Genomic DNA, 14067 nt, shown 5'->3' with positions numbered 1-14067 from the left:
CGTGATGTAAGCCGATGTATTCTGATCATGTAGTACTGCTCTCGATTCCTGGATTAGCACCGAGCGATGTGGCTCGCATGCCGAATCTCAAGCGACTCGTCGAAGCGGGCGATCGCGCTCCACTGGTCGCCAGTTTTCCCGGAGTCACCTGTGCGGTTCAGGCAAATATGACGACCGGGCTTCCTCCGGCAGAGCATGGGGTGGTGGCCAACGGATTTTTCTGGCGAGGAGATTCGCCGGAGACCGCCGCGCCAGCCGGCAGCGAAGACAAGCAAGGGCAAGTCGAACTCTGGACCTGCTGGAACAGTGTGATCCACCGCCCTCAGCTCTGGGACTTGCTGCACGAGCATGACGCGAACCTCACCTCGGCCATGTGGTTTGCTTTGAATAACAAGGGGTGTGGTGCCGACTACATCTGCACATTCGCCCCGATTCACAATCCCGATGGCTCCGAATCGCTCTGGTGCTACACTCGTCCCGAAATGCTGTACGGCGACCTCCGCGACGCGTTCGGCCACTTCCCGCTAAAGCACTTCTGGGGCCCGTTGGCTGGCATTCCGTCGTCGGCCTGGATCGTCTCGTCGTCGATCTGGACGGCCGAGCGCCATCAACCGAATTTCTGGTACATCTACCTGCCGCACCTCGACTACATGACACAGAAATGTGGTCCGCAGTCCCCCGAAGCCATGGCCGCGTTGGTGGAACTCGATAACGAACTCGGGCGTTTGATCACCGAGTTCGAACGCATCCACGCCGGCAAGTCGCTGCTTTGGCTTGTTGCCAGTGAGTACGTGATCTCGCCGGTCGATCATGTGACCTATCCCAACCGCATCCTGCGAGAGTTGGGAATGCTGGAGTTCCAACAGCTGGAAGGGACAGAGCAAGTCGATATAGCCGCGAGCGGTGCGTTTGCTCTGGCCGACCATCAACATTCGCATGTGTTCGTCCAGGACCACTGCAAGTCGAGAATCGGCGAACTAGTGGATCGATTCCGAGGCGAACCGGGCATCGCCGAGGTACTAACGCACGATCAGCTCGACCGCTACGAACTGCAACATACCCGGAGCGGCGATCTTGTGCTGGTGAGCGAGCCCAACAGCTGGCAAGCCTACTACTGGTGGCTCGACGACGCGATGGCCCCCACTTACGCTCGCAAGATGGACATTCATCGCAAACCTGGTTACGACCCGGTTGAGTTATTCTTCGATCCATCGACCAAGGGCATACCGCTCAATGCGGACCTGGTGCGCGGCTCACATGGTGCGCCGGTGCGTCAGGAGTCGCAGCAAGGCGTTCTCCTAAGCAGCCAGCGGGGAGTGTTCGTGGAGCAAACCATGGCCGACACCGATGTGGCCAGCATCGTGCTCAACCAGTTCGGAGCAGGGTAGCGCAATAGCTCACAGATCCCGAAATCGAGCTCAGCGATCTCGTGGGAACATATCGGGCAATTCGAACATCAGCTTGTCGGCCATCCAGAGAGCCTCGCCGCGCGTGAGGCTTTTGATTTCCAGAAGAATCACATTGTCGGTATCAATCATTACCAGCGAGTACTCTCCCTTGCTTCCTCCCAACGGGGTGACTTGAGGATTGGGATTCGACGGGTTTGCTCGCTTCGCGCGACGTATCTCTAGGTGGTCCAGTTGTTGGAATTCGATGGTTTTGGGCCAGCGGAAGAAAGGCCCCCACCAGCAGCTTTCGATTCGGCCCGGTCGAAAGCGGTATTCGCTACCCCACGCAGGTGCGGTGAGTGCGGCCAACCAGGCTCCGAACATGCAAAGCCCGATGACTTCGAATGGGATCAGAAAGATCGCCAAAAACCACTCGAAGTTCTTAAACAGTTCCACGACAAACACGCTGACGATGCCGTTCCAGAAGAGGGTGATGCCAGTCGTCATGGCGATCGCCACGAATGACCACTGTCCGCGAGAGCGGAACACCACGGAGCGTCCCTCCGCTTCCTGGTGCCAAACAGAATCCGAAGGCTTGCTCCACCGGTTATTGGTGGGAACAAACACGGTCGGCTCTGTTCCAATATCCTCATACGGCTCGTCGTCCTCTCCGTCTGGGGAGTCGGTTGAAAAGTACTCAAAGCGGTCACTCTCCACCGGATCGCCATCGTTATCCGCAAGCTTAAGAGCCGCACGGTTCGGGGCCATCTGGTCGAGGCACATGTTGATGGTCTCGGCCAGCCAGGCTGCTTCGTCTTCCTTGATTCCTTTGGCAAACTTTACCGGCTTGCCGAGCGTATCGACGCGAATAAAGTTGTGCCACACCGGCACATCGTTCTGACTATGGCTCACTTCTTCGTCGACGAACGCACGGAGCACTTCGTCAATGGGGATCTCGCGAGTGCCTACGCGAATCACCGCCCAAGAAGTGTGACGCAGGCTGTGTTGGCCTAGTGCTAGCTGATGCCGACCAAACAATAGATAAGCGGTGATGCCAGCCACTGCGAACCACGCGACGAAGAACGGAATGGAGAACAGCACCATGAACCATTCAAAGTCGGTTAGCAACGTGTGAATCAAGAACACACAGCCGACCGTCCAACCGGTGAGCCAGAGAAGCAAGAACAGCGACACCCCTAACTTTGGGGTCCGCCAATTCAAATGAAGTTCGTCGCCCACCAAATCGAATTGCACCCGCGGCTTCGCGGGCATTGGGCTTTGGGTCTCGAATAATGGGGAGGCCATACAGCGCGAACCGAGGATGAAGTAGCAAAGAATCACAATCCATCACCACCAGCCCAAGTGGGCCGGTGCACAACGAACGGTGAATCTACACTGTTCAGTTCGCTGGCTGGTAGTCGAACTTGCGACTTTGGCGGAAGAATTTCAGCGGATTCTCGTAAGTAACTTGCCGGATGAGGGCCTCGCTATGGCCTCGCTTCCGCATGGCCATGATGAAGTCGGGAACGGCCGTCGGTTTCGAAGGGCCCCAGTCGCCCGCCGAGTTCACGAGCAACCGCTCGGGGCCGTAAAGCTCGACCATGTCGACCGCCCGATCCGGAGTGCACTTGCTTACTGGGTAGAGAGTCATGCCGGCCCAGAATCCCTCCTCAAGCACCAGTCGCACGGTATGCTCTTCGACGTGGTCCACCAGCACCCGTGAGCGATCAATCCGCGCATCGCTGGTGAGCATGTCGATAATCATTCGCGTCCCCTGGTATTTGTCTTCCAGGTGAGGCGTGTGGATCAGGATCTGCTCGTTGGTTTCCATCGCCAGATCGATGTGTTCCAGAAACACCGTGGCTTCGTTCCGCGTGTTCTTATTGAGACCGATTTCGCCGATGCCGAGCACTCCCGGACGGTCGAGGAACTCAGGGATCATGTCGATCACTTCACGCGAAAGCGACACGTTTTCGGCCTCTTTGGCATTGATGCACAACCAGGTGTAATGCTGAATGCCATACCAACTAGCGCGTTTGCGTTCGAAGGTGGTAAGCTGCTCGAAGTAGTCGCGAAACCCGTCGACACTTCCTCGATCGAAACCGGCCCAGAACGCAGGTTCGCTCACGGCTACGCACCCCATCTTGGCTAGCGTTTCGTAGTCGTCGGTCGTCCGGGAGACCATGTGAATATGCGGATCGATGTACTGCATGATAGGGCAGGGGAGTGAAGGCGTCGGGGTAATGTTCGAGGCAATAAAGAGAGCAGGCAGGGCGTTCAACGCTAAGCGCAACGACCACGACAGTAGGCGAAGCTTATAGCTCCATATCGGTGCGCCAGTGATTTTCGTAAGCGCGACTGAACAGCAATTGCACTTGCTCCGCCCGCTGTGTTCCGGGACGAAGTAGCGTTTCCACCGCAGCAAACAACTTACTTAGCCTGGCTTCGTCGGCCGCTGGCAGCGTAGCGCGTTCGATGCGATCCAAGCCTGCTGCGACCTCCAAAATCTTGGAGCGGAGCAGCAGGAACTCTTCGTCGAGTACTTGTTCGGCTGTGCGTTTGGTATTCATCGTAGGGACTCCACCTGGAATTCGGATTATTTCAGTTTCTCCGCCTGGAGCAGGCATTGCAACCGGCGTCGCCTTCTCGGGGCGATATAACCCGGAAAACCGTACCGCACTTCAATCTCCGATCGTTCAGCACCCGACGCAGACAAAAAGGTATGCTTCCATTGTCGTCTCGTTCGCACGGATCCATCCTCTTTAGCGCCAGGCCATGCCAGTATCCGGTTTTCAACTAACCCTCTCTACACTCTCTCGGACGCCGAACCAGTCGGCGGCCGATGTGTTGGTGCACAGCATCGAAGAAATCTCGCCTGCGGTTCGCAATGGTGCGATTGCCGCATTTGCGCGACGCAGCGACGAATTGAGCCAGCGCCGACTGCTCGAAATCATCCCCATGCTTTCACGCGACGAACTCGCCGCGCTCGACGATTTGCCACGCAAGCTGCAAACCACGCTTCGCAAGATGATTGCCGAGCACGACATCGAGTCGACCCGCGCAGCTTGCTACTTCATCACTTCCAACCTGGCGTTCGACGAGTTTCCGGCTGTTGTTACCGCCGCTTGCGACCCTGATCATCCCGGCGGCGACGTCATGTCGTCTACCGCGCTCACACTGGCCCGCGCACTGCATAGCCAGATTGTTGCGTATCGCCGGGCACCTGGTGGGCGAGATCCCTCGTTCGCCCGGCGTTGGGCGCTTACGTCGCTGGCCAAGGCTGTTGATCAGTTCCAGGAACACCGTCGCACCGAGTTACTGGAAGCATTCCTGCTGATCACCACGCCTGGCAACCATACACTCACACAACTGCTGACCGATCCTGAGCATCCCGCGCACGATTCGCTGATGACGATGCTTCGCGATAGCCCCTCCATTGGAGCCATCGAGCTATTGGCTAAGCTATTTGAGGATCCGCAATCGCCAATCGAACTGCTTGAGATCGCGGTCGATCGCACCGACGAGCATTTTCGTTCGCTCTTTTTGCAAGCCATTACCTATCCCATCAGTAGCCGAGTGCGCGACAACGTAAAGCGGCTCAAACGGATTCGCTTGCTTGAAAAGCCGGAAGAGGATTGGTTTACGTTGCCGCCTCAAGCACAAGCGGTGGCGCTCGAGATGCTCTCCGCTTCACGACTCTCTCGTCGTATCAAGCTGAACATCTTCCAAGTCATGCTTACCAACGGGGCTCCACTGGCTCGACTTGTCTGCTGTAATTCAATTGGAAGGATCGAACTGCCCGAAGCCCGTGCGACGCTGGAGAAACTGCTTTCGGATAGCGATCCGCAGATCATTGCTGCCGCCGGCCGAGCGCTACGACGCACTGGCTCGGAGAGCGCGGTCAAAGAACTCGCTTCGCTACTGGAGCACACCGATCAAACGGTTCGCAAGATCGCGAAAGATGGCCTGAGCGACTTCACGTTCATGCGATACGTAAGCCAGTTCGACGAAATGGACACAGGGTCTCGCAAGGAGCTCGGTTGTATTGTGCTCGAGACCGACGCGACTGCCATCGAACAGTTGCGGCACGAAATCACCGCCGCTTCGCTGAGTCGCAAGCTCCGCGGCATGCAAATGGCATCGGCCATGGGAGCCGTGGATGACCTGATACCCACCATTACCAAACAGACGGGCCATCAGGATGCTGCCGTGCGAGCCGAAGCCGCGCTCACGTTGGCTCGATCACCGAGCGACGATGCTCGCGAGGCCATCGAGGCGGCCATGAAAGACGCCAATGCACTGGTTCGAAATCGGGCGACTCAGGCACTGCGGACTTGGGATAGCCTACATAGCATGGCGAAAGGGCCAGAATCATGAGCATGCTTTACCCCGTTGTTGCCCAGCGCGATGCCTGGGAGAGCCTTGGCAATCGATTCACCGGCGACCAGATCATATTCCACTGGGGCGACCTGGGATCCATGGCCGGCATCCTAGTGACGGCCGTGCTGTTCATCATGCTCTTGCGATGGTTGCATCTCCGCCAGGAATCGCGGCGCATGAGCAATGAACCGTGGCACTTATTCGTCGACTTGTGCCATGCCCATCAACTAAGCCGCCGTGAGCGACGATTGCTGCTCGAAATATCCGATGCGGCCAATCTGGAAAACCCTGCCGACGTGTTTCTGCGTCCCGAGTTGTTTAACCGGGCGCATCTTCAATCGGCCAAGCCGAGAGATCAGCGAGCCTTCGAGCGACTGAAGTTCAAGCTATTCGATGGGCTCGACAAGCTGCAGCCAGGCGACTTTATCGGCGGCACCAGGAGCAACGTGAAGATCTTCCTGCCGGCCGACATGGCCACAGGAGTCCCACCCGAGGTCACAGTCACCTTCGGTGAGCCTGATGACGACGAGCACTAACGGGAGCTCTAGCTCTACGCGAGAGTTCGATCGGTGGATTACTGACCGTAGCTGGCCCGTGGGCGAAGGTCGCCGCGAGCGGGTGCAGCCCGTGGACGGAAGTCGTTCGCATTGACGTTGCTTCCTAGATTCACGGTACGATCTTCCGGCTTGTAACCCATTTGGTTCATGAAGTCGGTGACCGAAATCAACTCGATACCCAGCGAACTGGCGTCGGCGTGCATGTCGTCCCAGGTCTTACGCAGTGCGGCGTCGTTCGTCTTATCGGAACGTTCACCGTAGACCAGGTAGCGAGTCTCGACACTCATTTCGCCTTCCATCTTGCCGGTTTCGGCATTCGGAGCTGCATCGAGGACGCCACCGTTCAGTTCGATCAGGTCCTTGGCAAGCTGCAGATCGCTACGACCATCGCTGTCGAGATCGATCAGGCCAGTCAGAGCAAAATGCTGTGGCTTGCCACGGTGCCACACTTGGCTGTAAATGTTGTCGCCAGGCATGATCGGGTCGCGAGGATCGTCGTCGGTCACGCGGCACTCGGCCATGTGATCGCTGAGCATCCGCAACACTTCCACGCTGCCTTTCTTGGCAGCCTTGCCGGCGTCGGTTTCATTGGGATCGAACACGCTAAAGGTCACCTGACGACGCAAAGCGTCGGCTGGGCCCAGATTGATCCAAACCGTGTTGTTCGCCTGGTTGACCCAGGTAATCTGGCCATCGGCCACTTCGAACGAAGGATCTTGCTTGGCCAGCATGTCTTGTAGCTTGTTGATTGTCTTCTCTAGCGTACGAGCCTCTTGGCTTAGCGTATCGATTTGACCCTGGAGATCGGTCTCCTTCTTGTCGAAGGCGGCTTCCATCTCGGTGATTTGGCTGGCTAGCTCTTTTTTGCTCTGATCGAGCTCCGCACGGGCTTGCGTGAACTGGTTACGCTGGGTGGCCGCATCTTGCTCGATCTTGGCCTTGTCGGCTTCGAGACGAGTAATCTGAGCCTGATGTCCGGTTTCTACTTCCCGCAGCTTGGTTTCCAGATCTTTGATCTTCTTCTTGTCGACTTCCTGCGAGCTGGCGAGCTGCTGGTTTTCGAGATACATCTGCTTCAGGCCGTCGCGATAGTTCCGCTTGGCCTCAGGCAGGGTACCCAGCATTTGGTCGACGTCGCCCTGGAACTGCTCATCCACAACCCCTTGTTCAGCGAACGGATCGAAGCCCATCTGCTTACGCAGAGTCTCGTTGTCGGCTTGCAGATTGCCAGCCGTGGAGCGTTGGGTCTGCACTTCCTGCTGCGAGGCGGTTAAGCGTTGCTCGGCATCGCTCCACTGCTTCCAAAACCAATAAGTGAGAGCAGCAAATACCACAAAGAAAATGGCGAAAACGATGAGCGCGATTTGCAGCGTCTGATCCTGACGGGCGGCCATGCAAATACCCTTGGTGAGTTACGTCGAAGGTGAGCGGGGCGAACGGAAAAGGTGGGATGGGGAAGGTGCGCCCGCCCGGCGATTTGAATCGGGAACTGTTCCGGTGCGGCCGAAGGGAATTCGACCTAAGTCCAATTTACTTAGGGGATTAACGCATGTCAACGAAACGCATATAACGGAACGGATGAAACAAAGGAACCTACCGGGGCATGACCCCCTGCAATCCGAACCCCTACAAATGACCGCATCTGCCGAGCCGGTGCCAGGCGATACGGTCTACGTGGTCGACGCTCACTCCCTGATTTTCCAGGTTTTTCACGCGATTGGCGAGATGACCAGCCCCCGCGGCGAGCCAGTTTCGGCCGTGTTTGGGTTCCTGCGAGACATCTTATTCCTGATAGAAAAGCATACCCCAAATTATTTGATTGCGGCCTTCGACATGCCGGGGCCAACCTTCCGGCATGACCTGTACGACGGGTACAAGGCCGACCGGGGCGAGATGCCAGCCGACCTGGTGACGCAAATTCCGAAGATCGAGCAGATGCTCCATGCCATCGGCGTGCCGGTCATCGGTAAACCGGGGTACGAGGCCGACGATATTCTCGCCACGCTGGCCCGCGAATGCGACGAGCGGCAGGTTCGCTGTCTGCTGGTGACCGGCGACAAAGACTGTCGCCAGCTGATTACCAAGCATGTGGCCATCTACAACATCCGCAAGGACGAGGAGTTCGGCTCTTCCGAGTTGTACGCCGACTGGGGGATTCGCCCTGATCAGGTTGTCGATTTTCAATCCCTCGTTGGCGATAAGATCGACTGCGTGCCTGGCGTGCCGCTTATTGGGCCAAAGATCGCCCGCGAGTTGCTCGAAACCTACGGCGACCTCGACGCGGTGCTGGCCAACGCGGCCAACGTGAAAGGGGCCAAGCGGAGCCAGAATCTACAAGAATACGCCGACGACGCCCGCATGTCGCGCGACCTGGTGCGACTCGATTCGGCGGTGCCGATCGAAATCGACTGGCAGCTCGCTCGGCCGGGCAATTACGACGGGGCTCGTATCGCGGAGCTCTGCGGCGAATTCGGCTTCCGGGCGCTCGGCGAGCGGGCGATGGCGTTGGCCGATGCCAAACCACCCGAGAAACTCGAATCCAGCTACGAAGTAGTCGAGTCCATGGAGCGACTCGCCGAGTTGGTGGAACAAATGAAGTCCGCCGACTGGCTTTCGGTCGATACCGAAACCACCAGCGTGAATCCCCGCGAAGCCGAGCTGGTTGGTATCTCGCTGGCCTGGACCGCCGGCGAGGCTTATTACATCCCGGTTCGCAGCCCCGAAGGCGATCTGAAACTCGACGCCGAAGCGGTGCTCGCTTGCCTGCGACCCGTGTTCGAAGACCCGGCGCTGCGTAAGCTGGGGCAGAACCTCAAGTACGATCAAATCGTGCTTCGCACCGCAGGAGTGCAGCTCCGCGGGATCGCGTTCGACACCATGGTTGCCAGTTACCTGCTCGATGCAGGGGAGCGGACTCACAATCTCGACGATCTAGCCAAGAAGTACCTGAATCACCAGACCACAAAGATCGACGCTCTGATCGGCAAAGGGAAGAATCAGAAGCGGATGGACGAGGTGCCAGTGTCGGCCATCGGACATTACGCGGCCGAAGACGCCGACATCCCGCTGCGGCTGATGCCGATGCTCGAGGACCGGCTGGTCGAAGACGAACTCGATGAACTCAATAGTCAGCTCGAAGTGCCGCTGATCGAGGCGCTTGCCGAACTGGAGTACAACGGCATTCGCGTCGATGTACCGCGTCTCGAAGCCTTGAGTGCTGAGTTTGGCGAAGAACTGCAACGGCTCGAAGAGGAGATCGAAGAGCTGGCGGGCCATCCGTTTAATATTGCTTCGCCGAAGCAACTTGCCGAAGTTCTGTTTACCGAACTAGGGCTGCCGGTCATCAAGAAGACGAAAACTGGGCCCAGTACCGACGCCAGCGTGCTGGAAGAACTGGCGAGCCGTCACCCGCTGCCGGCCAAAATCATCGAGCAACGTGGCTACGCCAAACTCAAAGGCACCTACGTCGACGCACTGCCGACCATGGTCCATCCGGAAACGGGCCGAGTGCACGCCTCGTTTAACCAGGTGGTCGCCGCCACCGGCCGGCTTAGCTCCAGCGATCCGAATCTACAGAACATCCCCATCCGTACCGAAGCGGGCCGGAAGATTCGCTCGGCCTTCACTTCGGCTGGCGAAGGCTGGTCGCTACTGGCGGCCGACTACTCGCAAATCGAACTACGGGTGCTCGCCCACTTCTCCGAAGACGAAACCCTGTGCCAGGCGTTTGCCGAGGGGCAGGACATCCACACCCTGGTCGCCAGCCAGGTAAACGGCGTCGGCATGGACGAAGTCACCAGCGAGATGCGCCGCGGGGCGAAGGCGGTGAACTTCGGCATCATCTACGGCCAGAGTCCGTTTGGCCTCGCCAAATCGCTAGGCATCAGCAAAGAAGAAGCCGCGAGGTTTATCAACGAGTACTTCGCCCGTTACCCAGGGGTCGAGCAGTTCATGCACCAGACGCTGGCCGACTGCCGCCGCGATGGTTACGTGAAAACGTTGCTTGGCCGCCGGCGCCAGATCGCCGGCATCCGCCCCCCCACGAAGCCCAAAGATGCTTTGTTCGAAACCCGACCAGCCCCGCTGCAGTTAAATCTTCCCGAACGCACCGCTGTGAACACCGTGATTCAGGGTACCGCGGCCGATCTTATTAAGCTCGCCATGCTGGCGATTCACCGTCGGCTGCAGGAGGAAGGTCTCGAGTCGAAGATGCTGCTCCAGATCCATGACGAACTGGTGTTCGACTGCCCCGACCAGGAACTGGAAACCCTGCGGAAGCTGGTAGTCGACGAAATGTCGCAGGTTGCTGAACTTCGCGTACCGCTGGATGTCGATCTTAAATCAGGAACCAACTGGGCCAACTGCGAATAGCCGTCTCGGACCGCCGAAGGCCAATTTGTTGCACTCATACTTACCACTAAAGAAACTCATCTCATGCTCACTATTGGACTCATCGGCGGCATCGCCAGCGGTAAGTCGACCGTCGCAGAAATGCTAGCAGACTGCGGAGCAGTGGTTCTCAATGCCGATAAAGTAGCCCACGAGGTGCTCAACAGCCCGGAAGTCCGCACGCTGCTGGTCAATCGCTGGGGACCTGGCATCCTGTACCCCGATGAGAGCATCAACCGTTCGGCTATCGCCCGTCAGGTGTTTGGCAAGTCGACCCAAGCGGTTGAAGAGCGTAAGTACCTGGAGTCGGTAGTCCACCCGAGAACCCGGTTGTTGCTTGAGGAGCATCGCGATCAACTCGCGATCCAAGGCCATAATGTATTCATTATCGACGCGCCGCTGCTGCTCGAAGCAGGGTGGGATACTGAATGCGACATGGTACTGATGGTCAAGGCGTCGGACGAACGGCGGATCGAGAATGCGGCTCGCCGAGGCTGGTCGGTCGACGAACTCAACCGCCGGGAAGATGCCCAATTACCCCTAGCAACTAAGCGTCACCGGGCCGATGTGGCCATCGAGAACAGCGGCACCCTTGCAGAGACCCGCGAGCAGGTTGCCATCTTTTGGAACGAGGTCGTGGTTCCCCAATTAGGAGATTAAGCAAGAATATGAATGTGGCATCCTGGTTGTGCCGATTATGAATTTTCGAAGTACCTTCCAGTTTGTGCCAGATTTCACTTTCCCTTTTAGCTTACTTTCTGCAATAATAGTAAACGACTCAACGGCGGTACGAGTCGCGTCTTTCCCCCATCCGTCACTTTTCCCTTTATCCCCCCACCGGCCGCGCCCTCTGTGCGTAGCCAAACCGGAACAACATCCTTCTCCAGGAGCATCGTCATCATGGCCGAAACGTCTGGCCGTGGAGCGCGGAGCGACCGTGCTCACACGTCCCATCGCAGGAAGCGTCACAGTGGTACTAATGGACACCACATCGATCCCGAACTACTCGCTAAACTCGATCGCGAAGAACCTCTAACCATCGCCGAAGAGCTCGATAAGGCCGCTGAACGCGTCCGTCGAGCAGGAGCCTCTATCGCCAAGGGTGATAAGCTCGACAGCAACGTCTACGTGGCCGAGCTGCAGCAAATGTCGATGCCCGAGCTCATCGCCACCGCAGAGCGCGAGCAGGTAAAGGACATCACGGGTCTCAAAAAGCAGGACCTCATCTTCCGCATTCTCAAGGAACGCGTGAAGCTGCAAGGCATGATGGTCGGACAAGGCACGCTTGAAATCCTGCCCGATGGGTTTGGATTCTTGCGAAGCCCCGACTACCACTACCTGTCGTGTCCCGACGACATTTATGTTTCTCCTAGTCAGATTCGTCGCTTCGGCCTGAAGGACGGAGCCACCGTGTGTGGCACCATCCGCCCACCGAAGGAGAACGAACGTTACTTCGCCTTGTTGCGGGTCGAGTCCATCAATGGCGAGGATCCCAACCTACTGAGCCGCAAGGTTTCGTTCGACGACCTTACTCCGGTGCATCCCGATGAACGGATCACCATGGAGACCGGTGGCGACCAAATCGACATGCGTGTGGTCGATATGGTAGTGCCGATCGGCTTTGGCCAACGTGGGTTGATCGTCAGCCCGCCGCGAGCAGGTAAAACCATCCTGCTTCAGAAGATGGCCAAGAGCGTGCTGGCGAACTACCCCGAGGCTTACGTCATCATGCTATTGATCGACGAACGCCCCGAGGAAGTGACCGACATGGAGCGCGAGGTCAAAGGCCCGAACTGCGAAGTGATTTCCAGCACGTTCGACGAGGCCGCTGCCCGCCATATCCAGGTCTCCGAAATGGTGATCGAGAAGGCGAAGCGGATGGTCGAGTACGGCCGCGACGTTGTGATCTTCCTCGACTCCATCACTCGCCTGGCCCGGGCGTGGAACTCCGAGTGCCCGAACTCGGGTAAGATCCTGTCCGGCGGTATCGATGCGAACGCCATGCAGCGTCCGAAGAAGTTCTTCGGCTCCGCCCGCAAGGTCGAAGAGGGTGGCTCGCTGACGATTGTCGCGACCGCGCTGATCGACACCGGCAGCCGCATGGACGAGGTGATTTTCGAAGAGTTCAAGGGAACCGGCAACCAGGAAATCGTGCTCGACCGTAGCCTGGTCGACAAGCGAATCTGGCCGGCCATCGACATCGATCGCAGCGGTACTCGCCGCGAAGAAATGCTGATGGACCCCGAAGAGTATCGTCGCGTGTCGATGCTCCGCCGAGTGCTCAGCGAAATGAACCCACCCGACGCGATGCAACTGCTCACCGATCGGCTTCGCAAGACGAAGACCAACGCCGAGTTCTTGATGAGCATGAAAGAGGCTTAAGCGTCTCTAACAAACACACCTCGTCAGGGGTGCTAATATTAATCGCACCGCAGGTGCTGGTGATCAAAGAGTCGCCAGCACCTGCGTTTTTTTATGCGAGTACAAAACCAAGTGCACGGAACCGACCAGCTTTGCGTCTACCAATGCAACTCTAAAAAGCTTGTTCTCAAACTCGACGAGCCAGTCCACCCCAGCCCAGCAAGGCGGCTAGAGATAGCAGCATCGCACTCGGCTCGGGTACCAGGGCAGGGGGGATGTTGCCTGAGTCGCCCGCAGCGAAATTGGCCTTCCATAAGTCGTAGTCGGCGAGATCGACGCCCGCGAGCCCGTCACCAGCAAAGCCAATGGACGACTCGTCGGTCGCCCCGAAATGGTCGCGCCACACGGTATAGTCGGCCAGGTTCACGAGTCCATCGCCATTGAAATCGCCCGGCGTCGTAGGCGTCCCGACGGTCAGCACGGTGTAGCCAGCGAGCCCGCCGGAGGTCAAGTACTCCAGCGTGTAGTCGTCGCCATAAGTAGCTTCGGTTATGTGCGCCCAATCGTTGAGTTCGGTAGACCAGTAACGAATGGCGTCGGTGCCTGCGACCAGATCGAGGAACTCGTCGATGGAGTCATCGGCCTCACCGAAGAGGGCAAGCTGGCCACCGGTGGTAATGGAGACGTAGGCTTCCTCGCTATTGTATGTACCGATGCTTAGACCACCTTCAGGGGCAACTAATCCCTGGTTTGAGATATGCAGAGTTGCGTTGTATCCCAGTCGCAGGAGGCCAGTATTATCATTGCCAACCGTGTCGTTCTTGGTGAGAACCCATTTTGAGCCGGCTCCCGTCACCGTAGCCGTGCCGGAACTGCCATAATATTTCCCTAACAGGGAATAATCTGCGCGAACTTCTCCCCCTGCCACAATTTGCAAGGCACCACTACCAGATTGTCCGATGACTAGTACGTCTTTCCTGAAATCCATTCCG

The 14067-nt window shown here is 57.7% G+C and carries 11 protein-coding genes; 6 read left to right on the top strand and 5 right to left on the bottom strand.

The genetic code is table 11. From position 1 onward, the window contains the following. Positions 1 to 14: 14 nt before the first annotated feature. Positions 15 to 1388: an alkaline phosphatase family protein gene (locus Pan181_RS12565; RefSeq protein WP_145247161.1), complete on the top strand. Its 1374-nt coding sequence runs from the start codon at positions 15 to 17 to the stop codon at positions 1386 to 1388. A 30-nt stretch (positions 1389 to 1418) separates the two neighbouring features. On the opposite strand, the gene Pan181_RS12560 is transcribed toward Pan181_RS12565, so the two are convergent. The 3 genes from Pan181_RS12560 to Pan181_RS12550 form a co-directional block, all read right to left on the bottom strand. Beyond that, positions 1419 to 2660: a hypothetical protein gene (locus Pan181_RS12560; RefSeq protein ID WP_145247160.1), complete on the bottom strand. Its 1242-nt coding sequence runs from the start codon at positions 2658 to 2660 to the stop codon at positions 1419 to 1421. Positions 2661 to 2787: 127 nt separating this feature from the next. Beyond that, positions 2788 to 3600: a TatD family hydrolase gene (locus tag Pan181_RS12555; protein WP_145247159.1), complete on the bottom strand. Its 813-nt coding sequence runs from the start codon at positions 3598 to 3600 to the stop codon at positions 2788 to 2790. Positions 3601 to 3703: 103 nt separating this feature from the next. Continuing rightward, positions 3704 to 3958 carry a hypothetical protein gene (locus tag Pan181_RS12550; protein WP_145247158.1) on the bottom strand — a complete coding sequence of 85 codons (255 nt, stop codon included), beginning with the start codon at positions 3956 to 3958 and terminating at the stop codon, positions 3704 to 3706. Between the two features lie 205 nt (positions 3959 to 4163). Here Pan181_RS12550 and Pan181_RS12545 point away from each other — a divergent pair, with 205 nt between their 5' ends. Together Pan181_RS12545 and Pan181_RS12540 are read left to right on the top strand one after the other, a co-directional pair. Next, positions 4164 to 5765, top strand: a complete 1602-nt coding sequence (locus tag Pan181_RS12545; protein WP_145247157.1) for a HEAT repeat domain-containing protein — start codon at positions 4164 to 4166, stop codon at positions 5763 to 5765. Continuing rightward, on the top strand, positions 5762 to 6304 hold the full coding sequence (locus Pan181_RS12540; protein ID WP_145247156.1) for a hypothetical protein: 543 nt from the start codon (positions 5762 to 5764) through the stop codon (positions 6302 to 6304). Before Pan181_RS12545 ends, Pan181_RS12540 begins: the two co-directional genes overlap by 4 nt. A 38-nt stretch (positions 6305 to 6342) precedes the next feature. On the opposite strand, the gene Pan181_RS12535 is transcribed toward Pan181_RS12540, so the two are convergent. Beyond that, on the bottom strand, positions 6343 to 7719 hold the full coding sequence (locus Pan181_RS12535) for a coiled-coil domain-containing protein (protein WP_145247155.1): 1377 nt from the start codon (positions 7717 to 7719) through the stop codon (positions 6343 to 6345). A gap of 238 nt (positions 7720 to 7957) precedes the next feature. Between Pan181_RS12535 and polA the strand changes: the two genes are divergently transcribed. From polA to rho, 3 genes are all read left to right on the top strand, one after another. Continuing rightward, positions 7958 to 10696 (top strand): DNA polymerase I, encoded by a 2739-nt coding sequence (gene polA, locus Pan181_RS12530; protein ID WP_145247154.1) that lies wholly within the window; start codon positions 7958 to 7960, stop codon positions 10694 to 10696. Between the two features lie 63 nt (positions 10697 to 10759). Further along, positions 10760 to 11374 carry a dephospho-CoA kinase gene (gene coaE / locus Pan181_RS12525; protein WP_145247153.1) on the top strand — a complete coding sequence of 205 codons (615 nt, stop codon included), beginning with the start codon at positions 10760 to 10762 and terminating at the stop codon, positions 11372 to 11374. A 240-nt stretch (positions 11375 to 11614) separates the two neighbouring features. Beyond that, on the top strand, positions 11615 to 13096 hold the full coding sequence (gene rho, locus Pan181_RS12520) for a transcription termination factor Rho (RefSeq protein WP_145247152.1): 1482 nt from the start codon (positions 11615 to 11617) through the stop codon (positions 13094 to 13096). A gap of 166 nt (positions 13097 to 13262) precedes the next feature. Here rho and Pan181_RS12515 read toward each other — a convergent pair whose 3' ends face one another. Continuing rightward, positions 13263 to 14063 (bottom strand): hypothetical protein, encoded by an 801-nt coding sequence (locus Pan181_RS12515; RefSeq protein ID WP_145247151.1) that lies wholly within the window; start codon positions 14061 to 14063, stop codon positions 13263 to 13265. Positions 14064 to 14067 lie beyond the last annotated feature (4 nt).

The organism is Aeoliella mucimassa, from assembly GCF_007748035.1.
Classification (GTDB): domain Bacteria; phylum Planctomycetota; class Planctomycetia; order Pirellulales; family Lacipirellulaceae; genus Aeoliella; species Aeoliella mucimassa.
Note: the sequence above shows the minus strand (reverse complement) of the source record. Positions and strands in the feature narration are given on the sequence as shown.